17 protein-coding genes are annotated in these 18,696 nt (G+C 68.2%); 4 read left to right on the forward strand and 13 right to left on the reverse strand.

Translation table 11 applies throughout. The features are described 5' to 3' along the window. Positions 1–15 precede the first annotated feature (15 nt). The gene (locus ABKS89_RS17870; protein WP_138214453.1) at positions 16–765 is read right to left on the reverse strand and encodes an SDR family NAD(P)-dependent oxidoreductase; all 750 of its coding nucleotides are present in this window, start codon (positions 763–765) and stop codon (positions 16–18) included. Positions 766–939: 174 nt separating this feature from the next. On the opposite strand from ABKS89_RS17870, the gene ABKS89_RS17875 reads away from it, so the two are divergent. Next, positions 940–1,845: a LysR family transcriptional regulator gene (locus ABKS89_RS17875; RefSeq protein WP_138214454.1), complete on the forward strand. Its 906-nt coding sequence runs from the start codon at positions 940–942 to the stop codon at positions 1,843–1,845. Positions 1,846–1,849: 4 nt separating this feature from the next. Here the strand turns inward: ABKS89_RS17875 and ABKS89_RS17880 are convergent, their stop codons facing one another. The 7 genes from ABKS89_RS17880 to ABKS89_RS17910 form a co-directional block, all read right to left on the reverse strand. Beyond that, positions 1,850–2,794 carry a Dyp-type peroxidase gene (locus tag ABKS89_RS17880; RefSeq protein WP_348586377.1) on the reverse strand — a complete coding sequence of 315 codons (945 nt, stop codon included), beginning with the start codon at positions 2,792–2,794 and terminating at the stop codon, positions 1,850–1,852. A 141-nt stretch (positions 2,795–2,935) separates the two neighbouring features. After that, positions 2,936–3,553 carry a LysE family transporter gene (locus tag ABKS89_RS17885; protein WP_348586379.1) on the reverse strand — a complete coding sequence of 206 codons (618 nt, stop codon included), beginning with the start codon at positions 3,551–3,553 and terminating at the stop codon, positions 2,936–2,938. 131 nt (positions 3,554–3,684) lie between these two features. Further along, positions 3,685–4,458 (reverse strand): alpha/beta fold hydrolase, encoded by a 774-nt coding sequence (locus ABKS89_RS17890; RefSeq protein ID WP_138214458.1) that lies wholly within the window; start codon positions 4,456–4,458, stop codon positions 3,685–3,687. A gap of 82 nt (positions 4,459–4,540) precedes the next feature. Beyond that, on the reverse strand, positions 4,541–5,377 hold the full coding sequence (locus ABKS89_RS17895) for an oxidoreductase (RefSeq protein WP_348586381.1): 837 nt from the start codon (positions 5,375–5,377) through the stop codon (positions 4,541–4,543). A 46-nt stretch (positions 5,378–5,423) separates the two neighbouring features. After that, positions 5,424–5,924, reverse strand: coding sequence for a cytochrome P460 family protein (locus ABKS89_RS17900; protein WP_138214460.1), 501 nt, complete (start codon positions 5,922–5,924; stop codon positions 5,424–5,426). Positions 5,925–5,938: 14 nt separating this feature from the next. Next, a complete protein-coding gene (locus ABKS89_RS17905) occupies positions 5,939–6,946 on the reverse strand; it encodes an alpha/beta fold hydrolase (protein WP_348586382.1) in 1,008 nt (335 codons plus the stop codon). Between the two features lie 58 nt (positions 6,947–7,004). After that, positions 7,005–8,360, reverse strand: coding sequence for an epoxide hydrolase family protein (locus ABKS89_RS17910; RefSeq protein ID WP_171039410.1), 1,356 nt, complete (start codon positions 8,358–8,360; stop codon positions 7,005–7,007). A gap of 221 nt (positions 8,361–8,581) precedes the next feature. Here ABKS89_RS17910 and ABKS89_RS17915 point away from each other — a divergent pair, with 221 nt between their 5' ends. The 3 genes from ABKS89_RS17915 to ABKS89_RS17925 all read left to right on the forward strand — a co-directional run bounded on the left by ABKS89_RS17915 (position 8,582) and on the right by ABKS89_RS17925 (position 12,482). After that, entirely contained in the window at positions 8,582–11,392 is a 2,811-nt protein-coding gene (locus tag ABKS89_RS17915; RefSeq protein WP_348586383.1) for a PAS domain-containing protein, read from the forward strand. Then, positions 11,392–11,763 (forward strand): response regulator transcription factor, encoded by a 372-nt coding sequence (locus tag ABKS89_RS17920; protein ID WP_138214463.1) that lies wholly within the window; start codon positions 11,392–11,394, stop codon positions 11,761–11,763. Before ABKS89_RS17915 ends, ABKS89_RS17920 begins: the two co-directional genes overlap by 1 nt. 89 nt (positions 11,764–11,852) lie before the next feature. After that, positions 11,853–12,482 (forward strand): response regulator transcription factor, encoded by a 630-nt coding sequence (locus ABKS89_RS17925; RefSeq protein ID WP_348586384.1) that lies wholly within the window; start codon positions 11,853–11,855, stop codon positions 12,480–12,482. A gap of 63 nt (positions 12,483–12,545) precedes the next feature. Here the strand turns inward: ABKS89_RS17925 and ABKS89_RS17930 are convergent, their stop codons facing one another. The 5 genes from ABKS89_RS17930 to ABKS89_RS17950 all read right to left on the reverse strand — a co-directional run bounded on the left by ABKS89_RS17930 (position 12,546) and on the right by ABKS89_RS17950 (position 18,605). Further along, entirely contained in the window at positions 12,546–15,425 is a 2,880-nt protein-coding gene (locus ABKS89_RS17930; RefSeq protein WP_348586385.1) for an ATP-binding protein, read from the reverse strand. 141 nt (positions 15,426–15,566) lie between these two features. Next, the gene (locus tag ABKS89_RS17935) at positions 15,567–15,983 is read right to left on the reverse strand and encodes an organic hydroperoxide resistance protein (protein ID WP_348586387.1); all 417 of its coding nucleotides are present in this window, start codon (positions 15,981–15,983) and stop codon (positions 15,567–15,569) included. 23 nt (positions 15,984–16,006) lie between these two features. Then, the gene (locus ABKS89_RS17940) at positions 16,007–16,396 is read right to left on the reverse strand and encodes a hypothetical protein (protein ID WP_138214467.1); all 390 of its coding nucleotides are present in this window, start codon (positions 16,394–16,396) and stop codon (positions 16,007–16,009) included. A gap of 173 nt (positions 16,397–16,569) precedes the next feature. Further along, positions 16,570–17,319, reverse strand: coding sequence for a creatininase family protein (locus ABKS89_RS17945; protein ID WP_138214468.1), 750 nt, complete (start codon positions 17,317–17,319; stop codon positions 16,570–16,572). A gap of 401 nt (positions 17,320–17,720) precedes the next feature. Beyond that, positions 17,721–18,605: a DMT family transporter gene (locus tag ABKS89_RS17950; protein ID WP_348586388.1), complete on the reverse strand. Its 885-nt coding sequence runs from the start codon at positions 18,603–18,605 to the stop codon at positions 17,721–17,723. Positions 18,606–18,696: the final 91 nt, after the last annotated feature.

Genomic DNA, 18,696 nt, shown 5'->3' on the forward strand with positions numbered 1-18,696 from the left:
CGGCCCGTTGCACGGTCAGACCTGTGCCATGCCGCCGTCGACGAACAGCTCGATGCCGTTGATGAAGCTGGCGGACTCCGAAGCCAGGAACGCCACCGCCTTGCCGATCTCCCGCGGCTCGCCCAGGCGGCCCAGCGGTACCTGGCTGGCCAGCGCGTCGAACAGACCCTGGCGGGCTTCTTCGGGCACCAGGTCACCCAGGCCGGGAGTGCGCACCGGGCCGGGGCTGACGACGTTGACGCGGATGCCACGGTCCTTGAGGTCCAGCGCCCAGGAGCGGGCGAAGTTGCGCACGGCGGCCTTGCTGGCGCTATAGACGCTGAAGTTGGCGGTGCCCTGGATCGAGGTGGTGGACGAGGTGAGGATCACCGACGCGCCGTCGGTCAGCAACGGCAGCGCCTTCTGCACAGTGAACAGCACGCCGCGCACGTTGGTGCCGAAGATGCGGTCGAAGTGCTCCTCGGTAATCGCGCCAAGCGGCAGCATGTCGCCGCCGCCGGCGTTGGCGAAGAGGATGTCCAGGCGGCCGGCAGTCTTCGCGATCTGCGCATACACCGCATCGAGGTCGGCGAGCACCGAGGCGTCGGCGCGGATGGCCGTGGCGGCCGGGCCGATGACTTCCACGGCGGCGTCCAGTTCGGCCTGGCGGCGGCCGGTGATGAACACGCGGGCGCCTTGAGCGGCAAGTTCCTGTGCGGCGCCGAGGCCGATGCCAGTGCTGCCGCCAGTGACCAGTGCAACTTTACCAGTGAGGGACTTGTTCATGATGAGCTCCTGAGATTCGCGGTTGAGGGTTCTGCCTCGCAGCCTGCGTCTGTCGCGGCTTTGCGGTGAGGCATGGCGCTACTCTAGGGCCCGTCTATTGATAGAAAAAGCGCATACAATGAAATGACTATCCATAGCCATGGATAATAAGACGATCCCCACCGAGGAATTTCCATGGATCAGCTCCAGGCCATCCGCGCCTTCGCCCGCGTCGTGGAGGCCGGCAACTTCACCCGCGCCGCCGACTCGCTGGACATGCCCAACGCCACCCTGAGCAAGCTGGTGCAGGAGCTGGAAGCGCACCTGGGCGTGCGCCTGCTGCAGCGAACCACGCGGCGCGTCACGGTGACGCCGGAAGGCCAGGACTATTACGCCAAGGCCACCCGCGTGCTGCGCGACCTGGAAGACATCGACTCGACGTTCAACATCGCCCGCAGCAAGCCACGCGGCCACCTGCGCATCGACGTCGGCGGCTCCACCGCGCGTGACGTGCTGGTACCACTGCTGCCGGACTTTCTCGCGCGCTATCCGGACATCCGCATCGACCTGGGCGTGTCCGACCGCTCGGTGGACCTGATCGGCGACAACGTCGATTGCGTGATCCGCGGCGGCGCGCTGGACGCCTCGTCACTGGTGGCGCGTGGTATCGGCCAGGCAACCATGGTCACCTGCGCCTCACCCGAATACCTGCGCCACAACGGCATCCCCGCCTACCCGGAGGAACTGCGCAACGGCCATCGGCTGGTCAGCTACCTGTCGCCGCAGAACGGCCGGGCGGTGCCCTTCCGCTTCGAGCGCGACGGCGAACGCAGCGAGCTGAAGCTCGAACACCGCATCGGCGTCAACGAAAGCAACGCACACCTGGCAGCCTGTGTGGCCGGTCTGGGCATCGTCCAGACCTTCTCCTACGCCGCCGGCGCCGCCTTGCGCGACGGATCGCTGGTGGAGATTCTTGCGGACTGGCGTCCGGCTCCCTACCCCTTCCACGTCGTTTACCCGCACAACCGCTACGTCACGCACCGTCTGCGGGTGTTCATCGACTGGCTGGTCGGGTGCTTCCCGGCGAAGGTCGCCGGCTGAGCACTCAGGGCTGCTTGTCAGCCAACGACTCGAGCAGTTCGGCCGAAGGCACGAAGAACAGGCTGCCGGTCACCGCCTTGCTGTAGTCCAGCAGGCGGTCGTAGTTGCCGGCCGGGCGGCCGACGAACATGTTCTCCAGCATCTCCTCCACCGGCGCCGGCGAGCGCGCGTAACCGATGAAGTAGGTGCCGAACTCCCCCGCGCCGGGCCGGCCGAAAGGCATGTTGTCGCGCAGGATCTTCACCTCCTGGCCGTCCTTTTCCAGGGTGGTCAGCGAACTGTGCGAGCAGCTCGGTTTCACATCGTCACCCAGTTCGATATCGGCAAGCTTGGTGCGGCCGATGATGCGTTCCTGGGCTTCGGTGGAGAGCTGGTTCCAGCCGGCCATGTCATGCAGGTACTTCTGCACCAGCACATAACTGCCGCCGGCGAAGTCCGCGTCCTCGTCGCCGATCAGGGTGAAGTGCGGGACCTCGCGGCCTTCCGGGTTCTCGGTGCCGTCGACGAAGCCGATGATGCTGCGCATGTCGAAGTAGCGGAAACCCTGCACCTCGTCGACCACCGTGACCGCATCGCCCAGGCGCGCCACGAGTTGCGCGGCGAGCTCGAAGCACAGGTCCATCTGCTCGGCGCGGATGTGCAGCAACAGGTCGCCCGGCGTGGAAACCGCAACCCGCTCACCGCTGCCGAACTCGCGGAAGGCATGCAGGGAGGCCGGGCGCGGAGCGCCGAACAGCGTATCCCAGGCCGCCGAACCGAAGCCCACCACGCAGGACAGGTTACCCGTGGGAACGCGCTTGCCGACCGAGCGCACCAGCGCGGCGACGTCTTCGCAGAGCGCGCGCACCGGGCTCCAGTCCTTGCCCGGCGTCAGGGTGGCAACGAGGAAGATCGCGCTGCGGGTGATCGGGCTGTCGACGGATTGAGGTTCGGGGGATTCGTTGAGCATGGTTTCCATTCGCCGCCATTGGAATCAGGGGGGATGAGATTATCAAAGCAGCCCGCTCGCAGCGTTGACAATGCGGGTTGCAAAAAACAAAGGGCCGGTCTTTCGAGCCGGCCCTGGAACAAGCGATTGCCGCGTCGTGCCCTAGCGCATCGCCGCCAGCTTGATGCCGAAACCGAGCAGGCAGGCACCGGCCAGACGCTCCAGCAGATTGGCCACGCGCGGGTTGGCGCGCATGCGCTCGGCCAGCTTGTGGGTCAGCAGCACGGCCACCAGCCCATAGAGGAAGGTCACCACCGCCACGGTGGCTGCCATGAAGGCGAAGGTCACCAGCCCCTGGTGCTTCACCGGGTCGACGAACAGCGGCAGGAAGGCCATGTAGAACACGATGGCCTTGGGGTTGAGCAAGGTGATCAGCATCGTCTGGCGCAGGTAGTGGCCATTGTCCATGCGACTCTGCCGCGGCGCCCCGCCGGGCTTGCTCATCAGCATGCGCAGGCCCAGCCAGGCAAGATACCCCGCACCCAGCCACTGCACCGCGTGGAAGGCCGCCGGGTAAGTGGCGAGCAGCGTCGCCACGCCCGCCACCGCCATCCACAGCAACACCTGGTCACCGAGGATCACCCCGCAGGTCGCCGCGAGGCCAGCCTTCACACCGCCCTTGCCGGTCGCGGTGATCAACGCGAAATTGCCCGGACCGGGGATCGCCAGGAGCACCACGAAGGCAATCAGGAAGGCGCCGTAATCGGTCACTCCGAACATGGTGAAGGCTCCTGGGCTGGACGAGGCAGACTGAAGAAAGCAAGTCTACCACCGCCCTCCGCCAGCGCCGCTCGTCGCCATCGTTGCGGCCCCATCAGGCCCGGCGCTTTCTTCCGACCCGAACCACCCTGTCAGTAGCCGACAGCGGCCTTCTCGATGGAGCGCGCCACCGCCTCGGGGTGCGAGACCATGACCACATGGGAAGCCCCGCTGACCACCTCGACGTCCTTCGCCTGGGCGCGCTGGGCCATGAAGGCCAGCGCCTGCGGCGGGATGTTACGGTCCGCATCGCCATAGACGAACCAAGACGGAATAGCCGTCCAGGCGGCCGCGCCGGCCTTCTCGTTCAACGCCGCCTCGGTGACCGGCCGCTGCGCCGCCGCCATCAGCGCGGCTTCGCCGGCGGGAACATCGGCGGCGAATTGGTCGTGGAACTTGTCCTGCTGGATGTACAGGTCCTTGCCGCCATCGGCCAAAGCGACCGGCGTGGCCAGGGTCGGGCCGAGGGTGCTGCCGGGGAACTTGCCGGCCAGTTCGGCGGCGCTCTCGCCCTTCTGCGGCGCGAACGCAGCGACGTAGACCAGCGCCTTGACGTTGGCCCGGTCACTAGCTGCCGCGCTGATCACGTTGCCGCCGTAGGAATGACCCACCAGCACCACCGGCCCCTTGACGCTGCCGACGATGTTGCCGATATAGGCGCCATCACTGGCCACGCCGCGCAACGGGTTGGCGGCAGCGATCACGCTGTAGCCGTCCTTTTCCAGGATGCGGGTCACGCCGTTCCAGCTGGAAGCATCGGCGAAGGCGCCATGCACCAGCACCACCGTCGGTTTCACCGGAGCCGCGAAAGCGCTGCCGGCCAGCAGGCCGCTGGCGAGCGCCAGGGCGGTGAGGGTCGTCTTCATGGTGGATCTCCTTGCTGAGGATGTGAGGAATAAAAAGCCCCGCACGGCGGCTCGGGGGAATCTCGGACCGTGCGGGGAACGCTCATGCCGAGCGGGGAAAATCGCTGGACTGGCTCAGCTCGCGCCACAGGCGCAGCTCAGCCAGGCGTGCCTTGTCGGCGTTCTCGATGGCCTGCAGCGCATCGCTGCCCAGGGCCAGGCGCAATGGCGGACGATCCATCCAGGCCACCGCGAGAATTGCCTGCGCGGCGCGCTGCGGATCGCCCGGCTGGTTGCCGTCGTAAGCGCGTTGCCGGCGCGCCACTGCACCGACCACGGCGTCGTACTCGAAGCGCCCCTCCGAGAGCGTCGTCGAAGCACCGGCAAAGTCGGTGCGCAGGCCGCCGGGCTCGATGATCGTCACCCGCACGCCGACCAGCGCCATCTCGCGCGCCAGCACTTCGGAGAAGCCTTCCACGCCCCACTTCGCCGCCGAATAGGGCGCGCGCCCTGGCGCGCCGATGCGCCCGCCCACCGACGACAGCTGGATGATGTGGCCGCTGCGCTGCCGGCGCAGAAGCGGGATCGCCGCCTTGGTGACGATGATGGTGCCGAACAGGTTGGTCTCGATCTCCCGGCGGAATGCTTCCAGCGAAGTGTCTTCCACCGAGTTGACGTTGCCGAAGCCGGCGTTGTTGACCAGCACGTCGAGCCCGCCGAACTCCTCGACCATCTGCGCCACGGCGTCCTGGGCGGCGGCCGGGTCGGTGACGTCCAGCGGCGCCAGGCGCAGCGTCTGCGGGTAGAGCCGGGCGAGATCGGCCAGGGCATCCGGATCGCGGGCGGTGGCCAGCAGGCGGTGCCCGGCCTGCAGCACGGCCTCGGCCAGCGCGCGGCCCAGCCCGCGGGAGCAGCCGGTGATCAGCCATCGTTGGTTCATGGGGGACCTCCACCTCTCTCAAAGTGCAGTGCTCAAGGAGCAGCTATCAGGGTGCGTAGCGGGTGAAGACCAGATCGTGATCCTTCACCCGCGCCTGGTGACAGGCCAGGCAGGTCTGGTGCTGCGCCTCGTCGGCGGGCTTGCCGTCGATGAAGCGGGCGAACCCCCAGCCGCCGGTGGCCGCGTACTTCTTCGAGTCCTTGACCATGAACTGCACGGTGGTCGCAGCGCCGGGGATCGACGCCGGCTCGAACTCCGGCGACTGCACGTGCTTCCAGGCGAGCTTGGCCAGCACGCTGCCATCGGGGAACGGCAAGGTGCCGGCGCGATAGGCCTTCATGGCGATGTCGTTGCCCAGTACGGCGCGCAACTCGTTCAGCGGCGCCGCCTCCTGGGCGGGCGCCACCAGCTGCCAGTGGCGGTAGCCCTCGGGCATGCGCACGCCGTAGATCGGCGAGGCGTCGCCGTCGGCCCTGGCGCCTGTCGCCACCAGCAGGGCGAAGCCGGCCAGGGCGATACGGCGCAACATGGTTCCCGTGATGTTCATGGCGGCTCTCCGGCTCACAGATGATCGGCGTCGACCACCGCCTTGACGAAGGCGTCCGGCGCCTCCTGCGGCAGGTTGTGGCCAATGCCGCCGGTGATCAGGCGGTACTCGTACTTGCCACTGAAGCGCTTGGCGTAGGCCTCGGCGGGCGGGTGCGGGGCGCCGTTGGCGTCGCCTTCGAGGGTGATGGTCGGCACCTTGATGGTCGGGAAGGCCGCGAGTTTCTTCTCCAGCTCCGCATAGCGCGGCTCGCCTTCGGCAAGGTTCAGGCGCCAGCGATAGTTGTGAATGGAGATCGCGCCGTGGTCGGGGTTGTCCAGGGCCTGGGCGCTGCGCTCGAAGGTGGCGTCGTCGAACTTCCACTGCGGCGAAGCCAGTTGCCAGATCAGCCTGGCGAACTCGTGGCGGTACTTGTCGTAGCCGGCCTTACCGCGCTCGGTGGAGAAGTAGAACTGGTACCACCACTGCAGCTCGGCGGCCGGCGGCAGCGGCGCCTTGCCCGCTTCCTGGCTGCCGATCAGGTAACCGCTGACCGACACCAGCGCCTTCACCCGCTCCGGCCAGAGTGCCGCGACAATGTCCGCCGAGCGCGCCCCCCAATCGTAGCCAGCGAGCACGGCGCTCTTGATCTTCAGCGCATCCATGAAGTCGATGACGTCCACTGCCAACGCGGCCGGCTCGCCGTTACGCCGGGTCGAGGCGGAGAGGAAGCGCGTTTCGCCGTAGCCGCGGGCATAGGGAATCAGCACGTGATAGCCCTTGGCGGCCAGTTGCGGCGCTACCTCGGTGTAGCTGTGGATGTCGTACGGCCAGCCATGCAAAAGGATCACCACCGGGCCGTCGGCCGGGCCGGCTTCGGCGTAGGCGACATTGAGCAAGCCGGCATTGATGTGCTTGAGCGTGCCGAACGCCGAATCGGTCGACGGCGCGGTAGCTGCCTGCGCCACCGAGCAGGAGGTGAATTGCGCGAGGGCGATGGCCAGCGCCGAGGCGCCGAGGAGCGGATTCTTGTACAGGGTCATCAGGAGTCTCCAGGACAGGCGTGCGGCCTGCACGGTGGTCGCCGGCATTCGGCGGGATTCAGTGGCTGCTGAGGCTGGCTCGCAGCGGGCGGAACGCCTCGCGCAGTTCCTCGCTGAACAGCTGCGGCTGTTCCCAGGCGGCGAAGTGGCCGCCCTTGTCCACCGCGTGGAAGTACGCCAGCGAGGGATAGGCGCGCTGCGCCCAGCTTTTCGGCGCGCGGTAGATCTCGCCGGGGAACACGGTAATCGCCACCGGCACCTTGATCTGCGCGGTCTTCTGCGCGGTGGCGCTGAAGTTGTTGTTGTTGTTTTCCCAGTAGAAGCGCGAGGAGGAAGCGCCCGTGTTGGTCAGCCAGTAGAGCGAGATGTCATCGAGCATCTCGTCGCGGCTCAGCACGCGCTCGGGCTCGCCGCCGCTGTCGGTCCAGGCGGCGAACTTCTCGTACATCCACGCGGCCATGCCGGCGGGCGAGTCGGCCAGGGAGTAACCGATGGTCTGCGGGCGGGTCACCATCATCGCGCCGTAGGCGGCATTGCGGCCGAAGAAGGTACTCAGCGCGTCGAAGGCACGGCGCTCGTCAGCGCCCAGCCCGGCGGGTGCCGGCGCGCCGCTGTTGATCGGCCCGACCAGTTCCGGCGGCACCGTCGCCGGCATGTTCAGGTGGATGCCCAGCAGGCCGGGCGGGGCCAGGCGGCCGAGGGCATCGGAGATCACCGAGCCATGGTCGCCGCCCTGGGACACATAGTGGCTGTAGCCCAGGCGCTTCATCAGCACGTCCCAGGCGCGGGCCACCCGGTCCGGGCCCCAGCCGGTGGCGGTCGGCTTGCCGGAAAAGCCGTGGCCGGGAATCGCCGGGATCACCACGTCGAAGGCGTCTTCCGCGCGCCCGCCATAGGCCACCGGGTCGGTCAGCGGGCCGATGGTCTTGAGGAACTCCAGCGGCGAACCGGGCCAGCCGTGGGTAAGGATCAGCGGCATGGCGTGCGGTTCTTTCGAGCGCACGTGGATGAACTGGATGTCCACGCCGTCAATGCGGGTGATGAACTGCGGCAGCGCGTTGAGCCTGGCCTCGGCGCGGCGCCAATCGTAGTCCTTGCCCCAGTAGTCCACCAGCGCGCGGACTTTTTCCAGCTGGATGCCCTGCGAGGCATCGTTGACCGTCTCGCGGTCCGGCCAGCGCGTCTCGGCGATGCGCCGGCGCAGGTCGTCCAGTTGTTCCTGGGGCACCTGGACGCGGAACGGCCGCACGCTGTCATCGGCGCTCGAGGCGCTGCTGGCAATGGCGGTTGCGGCAAAGGTCTGTTGCAGCAGGTGATGCTGGCCGTCGCCGAGCAGGAACAGGCCCACGGCGGAGGCCATGAGCGTACGGCTGAAGCGGCGACGAAACTCTTGCGATAACGCGACGGCTGGCATGGTCGATCTCCCTGAGTCACTGGCCGACGGATCGGCGACCTGCAGCGATCTCAACAAAGCCCGGCGGGTGCCGCGATTGCACCATGGTGTCGGTCGATACCTTGGTATCGGGCCCGGCGCGTGACGCACTTGCGGTGCCGCGGCCGACACCTAGGTATCATTGGCAGCCCCGCCAGCAAGGCGCATGCTCGCCCCACGGCTAGCGCCGGGAGAGGACCGGTATGCACAACGAAGTCGTCGACAAGCTGCCCGACATGGCGTGGACCGCCAGCGTCGAAGGCCGCCTGGAATGCGTCAACCAGGCCTGGCGCCTCTATGCCGGGCGCGCCCCCGACACCCTCGGCGAGCATGCCTGGCAGGCGCTGGTGCACCCCGACGACCTGCCGGCGCTGCAGCACGGCTGGAGCGTTATCCGCCAGACCGGGGTTGCCCATGACCTTCAGGCCCGCCTGCGTCGGCACGACGACGTGTACCGCCGCTTCCTGCTGCGCGCCCGCCCGCTCACCAATGACCTCGGCGAGCCCGCCGGCTGGTGCGGCCAGAACATTGACATCGAGGACCTGCTGCCCGCGCCGCCCTTGACCGTGACGCGCGAGACCCAGGACCTGATCGACAGCATCCCCGCGCTGATCTCACTGATGACGCCCGCCGGCGAGCTGGAGTGCGTCAACCGGCACAACCGCGAATACCTCGGCGCCACCTTCGACGAGCTGCGGCGCTGGACCAGCTCCGACACCATCCACCCCGACGACCTGCCCTCCGCGCTGGCTGCCTGGAAGCACTCGGTGGCCAGCGGCGATCCGTACAACTTCCAGCAGCGCGTGCGCGGCGCGGACGGCATCTACCGCTGGTTCCACGTGCGCGCCCTGCCCCATCGCGACAGCGCGGGGCGCATCCAGCGCTGGTTCGTGCTGAAGGTGGACATCGACGAGCAGCGGCGCGACCAGGCCCTGATCGCCCAGGCGCAGAAGTCGCTGGCCAGTGCGCTGGAAGAGGTCAGCGTCTCCGAAGACCGCCTGCGCACCCTGATCGACGCCGTGCCGGGCTTCGTCTGGCGCACCGATCCGGGCGGCAGCGTGGAATTCCTCAACCAGCGCTGGTTCGACTACACCGGCATGACGCCCGAGAGCGCCGCCGGCGTCGGCTGGATGACTGCGCTGCACCCCGAAGATGCGCCAGCGCTGGGCATCTACTGGCAGGGCCTGCTGGAAGCGGGCAGCGCCGGCGAATTCGAAGCGCGCCTGCGGCGCTTCGACGGCAGCTACCGCTGGTTCCTCATCCGCGCAGTACCCCAGCTGGACGCGGCTGGCCGCGTGCTGAAGTGGTACGGCGGCAACACCGACATCCATGTGCGCAAGCGCGCCGAGCTGCTGCTGGCCGGCGAGAAACGCCTGCTCGGCCTGATGGCCGGCGGCTGCGCCCTGCCGCAAGTGCTGGAAACCCTTTGCGAACTGGTGGAGGCCAATCTCGAGGGCAGCCGCTGCGCCATCACCCTGGTTGCGCCACGCCACGGCCGGTTGCCGGAAGCGACGCTGCGCCTGCAGGCCGGCGCCGCCCCCCACCTGCCGGTTGCAATGTACGGCGGCGCAGACGGCCAGCCGGTGAGCCCGCAAAGCAGCCCGCAGGCACTGGCCGTGCTGCTGGGCGCCACGGTGAAGATCGACGACCTGCAGCGAGAAGCCCGCTGGCCGGTCTGGCAGCAACAGGCGCAGGCGAGCGGCCTGCGCGCACTGGCGGCCATGCCGGTGGTGGCCAACCACGGCGAGGTGAGTGGCATCCTCTCGGTTTATTTCGGCCAGGCCCAGACGTTGGACGAAAACCAGTGCGCGCTGATCGGCCAGTTCACCCACCTCGCCAGCATCGCCATCGACCGCGCCCGCAGCGAAGCCGCCCTGCGCCAGAGCGAAGCCTTCCTCGCCAAGGCCCAGCGCATCAGCCTCACCGGCACCTTCTCCTGGCGCGTGGACAACGACGAAATCGCCTGGTCGGAGGAAATCTACCGGCTCCTCGATCTGCAGCCGGGCCTGACGCCGGGCTTCGATCTGATCTTCTCGCGCATCCACCCGGACGACCGCGCCACCGTGGAAGAAATGCTCAGGCGCCAGCGCCGCGACGGCTGCGACTTCGAGCACGAGCACCGGCTGCTGCTCCCCAGCGGCGCCGTACGCCACGTCCACCTGGTCGCCCAGGCCACCCGCGAAGCCGACGGCGCGCTGCTGTACATCGCCACGGCGCAGGACGTCACCCAGCGCCGTCTCGCCGAGGAAACCCTGCACCGGACCCGCGCCGAACTGGCCCATGTCGCCCGCGTCGCCAGCCTGGGCGCGCTGACCGCATCCATCGCCCACGAGGTCAACCAGCCGCTGTCGGGCATCATCACCAATGCCAGCACCTGCCTGCGCATGCTGGGCGCGGAAACCCCCAACCTGGAAGGCGCTCGGGAAACCGCGCGGCGCACCATCCGTGACGGCAACCGCGCGGCGGATGTGATCAAGCGCCTGCGTGCACTGTTCGCTCGCCATGAAGCGGTCAGCGAGCAGGTGGACCTGAACGAGGCCACGCGGGAAGTCATCGCCATGCTGCACAACGAACTGCAGCGCCACGGCGTGACGGTACTGCCCACACTGCAGGAGGAATTGCCCGCCGTGAGCGGCGACCGCGTGCAGCTGCAGCAGGTGATCCTCAACCTCATCCTCAACGCCATCGATGCGCTGGACGAAGTGCATGACCGCCCCCGGCAGCTGCGCATCAGCACCGGCCACGACCTGGACGCGAGCATCTTCCTGGCAGTGCGCGACAATGGCGCAGGCTTCGCGCCGGAGGACGCCGGCCGGCTCTTTGATGCCTTCTTCAGCACCAAGCAGTCGGGCATGGGTATCGGCCTGTGGGTCAGCCGCTCGATCATCGAGCACCACGCTGGCCGGGTCTGGGCCACCACCCACGACGGGCCGGGCTCCACCTTCATCTTCGCGCTGCCGCAGGCGCTGTCGCCGGCACTGCCCACCCACGACCAACCGACGGAGATCTGCTGATGGCCACGCCCCTGCTCGTGTCGGTGGTCGATGACGACGAATCGGTGCGCGAATCCCTGCCGGACCTGCTGCGCGAGTTCGGCTTCGAAGTGAACGCATTCTCCTGCGCGGAGGACTTCCTCGCCTCGGACGCCCTGCAGCGCACCCGCTGCCTGATCCTCGACGTGTCGATGCCGGGCATGAGCGGGCCGCAGTTGCAGAAGGAGCTGGCCGTGCGCGCGATCCCCGTGCCGATCATCTTCATCACCGCCTACAGCGACGCGACCACCTGCCCGCGCCTGATCGCCCTGGGAGCGGTGGCCTGTCTGCTCAAGCCGTTCAGCGAAGCGGAACTGCTCAAGGCGCTCAGCGCCGCCCTGCCGGTCGGCTGACAGCCCGGTCGACGCCACTCGGAGGACATGGCATGTTGCACCCTTCTTCACCTCACCCAGGCTCATCCCTGCGAACGGAAAACCGGCCCATGTCAGAGGCGACACCCATCGTCTACGTGGTCGACGACGACATCTCGGTGCGCGAGTCACTGGAACTGCTGATTCGCTCGGCCGGCTGGCAGCCTGTGCTGTTCGACGCCGCCAGCGCCTTCCTCGACCAGCCGCCGAGCCTCGCGCCCTGTTGCCTGGTGCTGGACGTCAACCTGCCGGACCTCAACGGGCTCGACCTGCAGCGCAGCGTGGCCGGCGAGCGCCCGGCGATGCCGATCATCTTCATCACCGGTTATGGCGACGTACCGCTCACCGTGCGCGCGATGAAAGCCGGCGCGGTGGAGTTCCTGACCAAGCCGTTCGACAGCGACACGCTGCTGCAGGCCATCACCGACGCCCTGGAACACAGCCGCGCCGCACTCGGCCAGCAGTCCCGTCTCGATGCCCTGCGCCAGGCCTACGCGCTGCTCACCAGCCGCGAGCGGGAAGTACTGGAGATGGTGGTGGCCGGCCGCCTGAACAAACAGGTTGCCGCCGACCTGGGCATCAGCGAGATCACCGTGAAGGCCCACCGTGGCCGGGTCATGCGCAAGATGCAGGCGCGCACGCTGCCGGACCTGGTGAACATGGCGGCCCTGCTCGCCATCACGCCGTCCCAGTCACGCTAAGCAGCCACGTTGAGCAGCCACGTTGAGTGAGCAGGCACCTTGAGGTAGCCCGCTGAGCCCAGCTCAGGCGCTCTCGCCCAACGTCCGCCGCAGCGCTTCCAGCTGGCGAACGTCCAGCGTGTCGGGGCCCTCTTCGGGTTGGCAGGCGTCCAGCAGCTCCAAGGCCCCGGCCCGGTTACCCTGTCCGGCCCGCAGCCGCGCCAGGTCCAGGCTCGACCGCAACACCCAGGCACGCGCAGCCTGTTCGCGGGCCATCGCCAGCGATTCCTGGAGAACGCGCTCCACCGCCTGATCCCCCTCCTCGCCCAGCGCAGCGATGACCTGCGCCTCGATACGCATCAGCTCCGGCAAGGCATAGGCATCGCCGCTACTGCGGCAGTGCGCGATGCAACGCCGCGCCACTCCCAGCGCGCGGCGGTGTTCGCCGGCGAGGATCAGGCCTTCAGCCAGGGCGATCTCGAAGGAGGTGGTCAGCAACTCGTAGCGCATGCCGTGCAGGCGCGTGAGGCTTTCTTCCAGTTGGCGCACCGCGTCACCGGGTTGTTCGCGGCGAATGGCGATGGCCGCGCGCAGCCCTGGCGTCGCGGCCTGATAGGGGGCGAAGGCGTTGGCCTCGGCGATCCGGCTGAAGGTCGCCAGGCTGCGTTCGGCCTTGTCCAGCTCGCCGGTCCAGAGATGGATGCACAGCGTCCACACCAGGGCGATGCAATGGGTGGCCGGGTGATTGAGTTCCGCCGCCTCGGCTTCCACCTGATCCGCCCAGCGCCGCGACTGGTCGGCGCAACCGAGCAGCCAGAGCGTGCGCGCCAGGGCGAGGCCCGTGCGGTTGTGGTGGTCGAAGCCATAGTGCAGCGTACGGCTGCGCTCCGAGGGCAGGCTGTTGCGCAGGGACTTTTCCAGCTCCTCCCGCGCCCGTTCCTGGTCGCCCAGCAGGTGATGGGAGATGCCGGCGAGCGAGGCAGCCACCGCCACCGCTTCCGGTTCGCCCAGGATATCGCCGACCAGCACCGCGCGCTCCGCCCAGGCCAGTGACGAGGCGAAGTCTCCGATGCGTTCGTAGAAGATCTGCAGGCGCCCCAGCACCCGCAGTTCGGCCCAGTGGTCGCCCAGCGCCTCGGCGATTTCCAGCGCGCGAAGCAGGGCCTTGCCGGCGGCCTCGCTGTTGCCGCGGGTGAACATCAGCACCAGCCCGAGGGCCGCCTGCAGTTCCATTTCAGTGGGCGTGCCGAAGTAGCCCAGCTCCAGCAACTCGGTGGCGCGAGCGCACCAGGTACGGCACTCCACCTGCAGTGAATAGTGCAGGAACAGCGGCGCACTGGCCGCCGCCAACGGCAGTGCCAGACCAGGGTCACCCTGCGGACCGAAGCTCCACTCCAGCGCGCTGCGCACATTGCCCAGCTGGCTGGCCAGGCGCGCGCAGCCCTCGTAGATCACCTCAGGCACGCTACCCAGTTGCCCCAGCAACCACAGGTAATAGGCGGCGTGACGGAAAGCCAGGGCGTGCGCCTCGTCGTGGCCATGGGAAGCAGCCTTTTCGCGGGCGAAGGCGCGGGTCATCTCCAGCAGGCGATAGGCCGTGGCAGCCTCGCTGCGGTCCACCGCCACGAGTCCCTTGGCGGTCAGCTCATCGAGGATGGCAGCCGCTTCCAGCGCGTCGATCTGCGCGTCGGCGACGACCTGCGCGGCGGCCTCCTGGGAGAAGGGCCCGACGAAGACCGAAAGGCGGTCGAACACCCGCTTCTCGCTCGCGGACAACAGGCCGTAGCTCCAGTCCAGCATGGCGCGCAGCGTCTGGTGGCGCGGCTGCGCGGTGCGCCGGCCGGACCAGCCCAGGGAGAAGCGCTCGCCCAGCAGCGAATGGGTGGCCTTCACTCCATGGATGGCCACCCGTACCGCCGCCAGTTCGATGGGTAAGGCCATGCCACCCAGGCGCCGGCACATGTCGGCAATCAGGCCGGCGTCGCCATCCTGCAATTGCAGCGAGGCGTTGGCGGCCTCGGCGCGTTCGACGAACAGCCGCACGGCGGGGAACGCCAGCAAAGCTTCTGGCGGCAAGCCTTGCGGGTCTTCGGGGAAATCCAGCGGGCCCAGCCAGTGCGCCTCTTCGTCCCGCGCGCGCAGCGGCTCGCGGCTGGTGGCCAGCAAGCCGACGCCGGGAGCCGCATCACGAATACGCTCGGCCAGCGCGGACACCACGTCCACCACGTGTTCGCAGTTGTCGACGATCAGCAGCAGGTCCTGGCCGCGGAGGTGCGCCAGCAGCACTGCCAGCGGGTCCTCGGCCTGCACCGGCACGCCCACGGAGGCAGCCAGCGCCGAGGCCACCAGGTGTTCATCCTCGACTTGCGCCAGGTCGATGAAGCGCACGGCCTGCCGGCGTTCGGCGGCCAGTCGGTGGCCCACTTCGTTGGCCAGGCTGGTCTTGCCGACTCCGCCGGTGCCAACGATAGTGAACAGGCGGGGCTCGCGCAGGCGCTGCAGGATCATCTGCACATCGGCCTCGCGGCCGATCAGCTTCACCCGCGGCGGCAGGCTGCCAACGCCTTCGCCCATGCTAACCACGGGCAGCGGCAGCACTGCCGGCGCGGCTTCGCTGCCAAGGTTCACCGGTGCGACGAAGGCATAGCCAACACCCACCTGGGTGGCGATGTAGCGCGCGCCGTCCTCGCCGTCGCCCAAGGCGCGGCGCAGGCCGGTCATGTGGAAGCGCAGGCTGCCCTCTTCCACCACCATGTCTGGCCACACGCGCTTGAGCAGCTCGCGCTTGGAAAGCACACGGCCGGGCTTTTCCAGCAGGGCGAGAAGCAGGTCGAAGGCGCGCCCGCCGATGTCCATCGGCTGCGCATCACGGGTGAGCAGGCGCTTGCCGGGCACGACCCGGAACGGGCCGAATTCGACCGGCGCTTTCAGTGAGGAGGACGGATCGTCCGCTGCGGACTCCACGGGGTGTCTCTTCCGACAAAGGGAGTGGGCGCGAGACTGGCCCGCAAGTCCTAGCAGGATAGGAGTTTCGAGCAAGCGATCAAGCCTTTGCATGACCTTTTATGCGGGCTGTCACGCCCAATGGCCGGTGGCGATGCCCCATCAGCACAAGCTCAGGGTGACGACGACATTGCCCCGCAGCGCTTTCGAGTAGGGGCAGCTCTGCTGCGCGGCATCCAGCAGCCGCTGCGCCAGTTCGGGGTCCAGGCCCGGCAGGTGGACCGCCAGGTGCGCCCGCAGGAAGAAGCCCTGTTCGCCGTGCATCAGCTCCACCTCGGCATCCACCGCCGTGTCCGCCGGGAACTCCTGCTTGCGCGCATTGGCGGCATGGCGCAGCGCACCGATGAAACAGGCCGACCAGCCGGCGGCGAACAACTGCTCGGGGTTGCTGCCCTCGCCCGGCGCACCCGGTGGTGTCAGCCGAACCTGCAAACGACCATCATCACTGCGTGCTTCACCATCACGGCCGCCGCGGGTATGCACACGGGCGGTGTAGAGAACCTTCTCGATTGACTGCATCGGGTCTTCCTGAAAACCTGGACTCAATGGGCGGCGGCGGTACGCCTGCGCCGCGCCGGTTTCTGCGCTTCACACACAACGGGTACTTCGGCCGGAGCCGCACGGCGGTATGCGCTCAGCTCATGCCGGGCCAGCTCGAGCAACCAGGCTCGAAAGGGCACGGCCGGGTCGTAGCTGACGCGCTGTCGGTCCACCTGCCGCAGGGTGGCGCGCAGCAGGTCGCCCATGTCCTGCTGGCCGATGCGGCCTGCCTGCGCCTGGCCCTCGAAGAAGGCGATGAGCAGCGGCAACACGGCCATGTACAGCTGGCGCGATGCCGCCTCGTCGGGCTCGCCGGAGCCGAGGATCAACGCGCCGAACTCGGCATTGCTGCGCCGCCCCGCCAGATTCATGCAGCCATCATGCTGGGTCATGGAGGCCTCCCTGGTTAGCCAATGACACCCGGTTGCCAGAGTGGCAAGGCCGGCGCAATCGGGCGAGTTATCTGCTGTTAGCTCTTGTTAGCTGGCAGGCCTTGCGCGCCGTAGAAAGCAGAAACCCGAGCAAGGCTCGGGTTTCCGTGGGGCAACGCGGCGGCGGATGGCACTCAGAACGGTGACTCTTCCCCGCTGAAGGCCTCGACCGCCTGCACCAGCCCCTGGGCAGCCAGCATCACCAGCTCGCGGCCCTTCTCCGGCGTGGCAAGGCCTGGATCAGAGCCCATGCGGCCGTCCGGATGGCGAGCGCGGAAGTCCGCCGCTTCGCGGATCGGGCCCCAGTTGGCGATCGGCGGCGAGTACTCAGCCTGCTTGATGTGCTGCGGATAGGCCCACTGGGTCACGGCGATCTCCGAAGGCGTGGCGTGGATGCCATGGCCCTTGGGGAACTGCCGGTTGGCCAGCTCGCCGACGCCTTCCAGGTCCCACCAGTTGCACAGTTTCAAGGCGAAGCCGGCTGGGCGGCGGGCGAAGCTGGCCTGGGCATAGAGCTCGGAAAAGGCGGCTTCGATGGAGGCGACGTTGCCGCCGTGGCCATTGAGGAAGAGGATTTTCTCGAAGCCGTGGGCGGCCAGGGAATTCACCCAGTCGCAGATGGCGGCGATGAAGGTCGAGGGGCGCAGCGTGATGGTGCCGGGGAAGCCCAGGTGATGCTGCGCCATGCCGATGTTGAAGGTCGGCGCAATGAGGATGTCCGCCGACTTCTGCGCTTCGTGGGCAATGATTTCCGGGCACATCCAGTCGGTCCCCAGCAGGCCGATGGGGCCGTGCTGCTCGTTGGAGCCGATGGGGATGACGATGGTCCGGCTGCGGCCAAGGAACTGCTCGATTTCGGACCAGGTGCAAAGGGGTAGGAGCATGGAGACCTCGCGATTCGACGGGTTAGCCTGGGTGGGATGAGCGTGCGGCGCACGTTCAGGCTGTGGGGCTCCCGGAACGCTGGCCGGACTGCCCTTGTCGGGAATGACACCATGCCCGCTGGGAGGCGGACATTGCACCATGGTGTCTATCGGGAGTTCAGCGTGCTCGGCAAGGGCGGACTTTGTCCGCCTGTCGCGGGCATGGCCCGCTCCTACAAGGGAACTCGGCGCGCGGGGCTGGTGTAGGAGCTGGCCACGCCTGCGACCGCCCGAGTACTGGAACATCGCGGACCTTGTCCTCCCATCGCGGGCATGGCCCGCTCCTACAGAGGGATTCGGTGCGAGGGGCAGGTGTAGGAGCTGGCCATGCCTGCGACCGCCCGGCGCAGAGGATTCAGGGATTAACCCTTCGGCCGGATCGAATACAACCCCGCCAGCAGGACCAGCAGCGCGCCGGTGATGGTCCAGAGGGTCGGCGTCTCGCCGAAGACGATGACACCGATCAGCGTGGCGAACGCCAGCAGCGAATAGTTGAACGGCTGCAGTGTCGAGGCCTGGGCGTATTTCAGCGCCTGGATCAGCAGCAACTGGGCGATCACCCCGGAGACGGCGACGATCGACATCAACATCGCCTCGTGGGGCGTCGGCGTGACCCACGCGGGAAGCCCGGCGGAGGTGGCCGCCACGGCGCCGACCACGGCCATGTACAGCGTGGTGGTGGCAAACGAATCGGTCTGGCTGATACGCCGCGAGAGGATGTTGAAGAAGGCGAAGGTCAGCGCCGCCGCCAGCGGGATCAGCGCCGCGGGCTCGAACACGCCCATGCCGGGGCGCAGGATCAACAGCGTGCCGCCGAAGCCCACCGCCGCCGCCAGCCATTGCCGGCCGACCATCCGCTCGCCGAGGAACAGCCGCGCCAGGCCCAGCGTCATCAGCGGGAAGACCGCGTAGAGCGCGTGGGTCTCGGCCAGCCCGAGGTAGCGCAGGGCCAGGCCGAAGATGGCGATCTCGCCTACGCCGAGCAGCGCACGCAGCACCTGTTGCCAGGGGCTGGCACTGCGGCTGGCCGCGCGCACCCCGCCCTGGGCGCGGCAGACGATCAGGGCGAACAGCACGAAGACCCAATAGCGCACCATCACCAGTTCGGCCACCGGCAGGTGGCGGACCAGCACCTTGGTGATGCCGTCCTGGCAGGCGAAGATGAGCATCGACAGCAGGCACAGGGCGATGCCCAGGCGTGGGTTGTTGGCAGCGGCCAGCGTGGTGGCCGTAGTCTTGCTGGTCATGGGGGAAGGCTCGTCAGCGGTGGCGGCCTCGCGGCGGGCGCCTCCAGCGCTTGTGCCGGAGTGGCCGGGGCGCGGTCAAGCCACAGGGCGC

Origin of the sequence: Pseudomonas sp. LABIM340 (assembly GCF_040017195.2) — a bacterium.
Taxonomy (GTDB): Bacteria; Pseudomonadota; Gammaproteobacteria; order Pseudomonadales; family Pseudomonadaceae; genus Pseudomonas.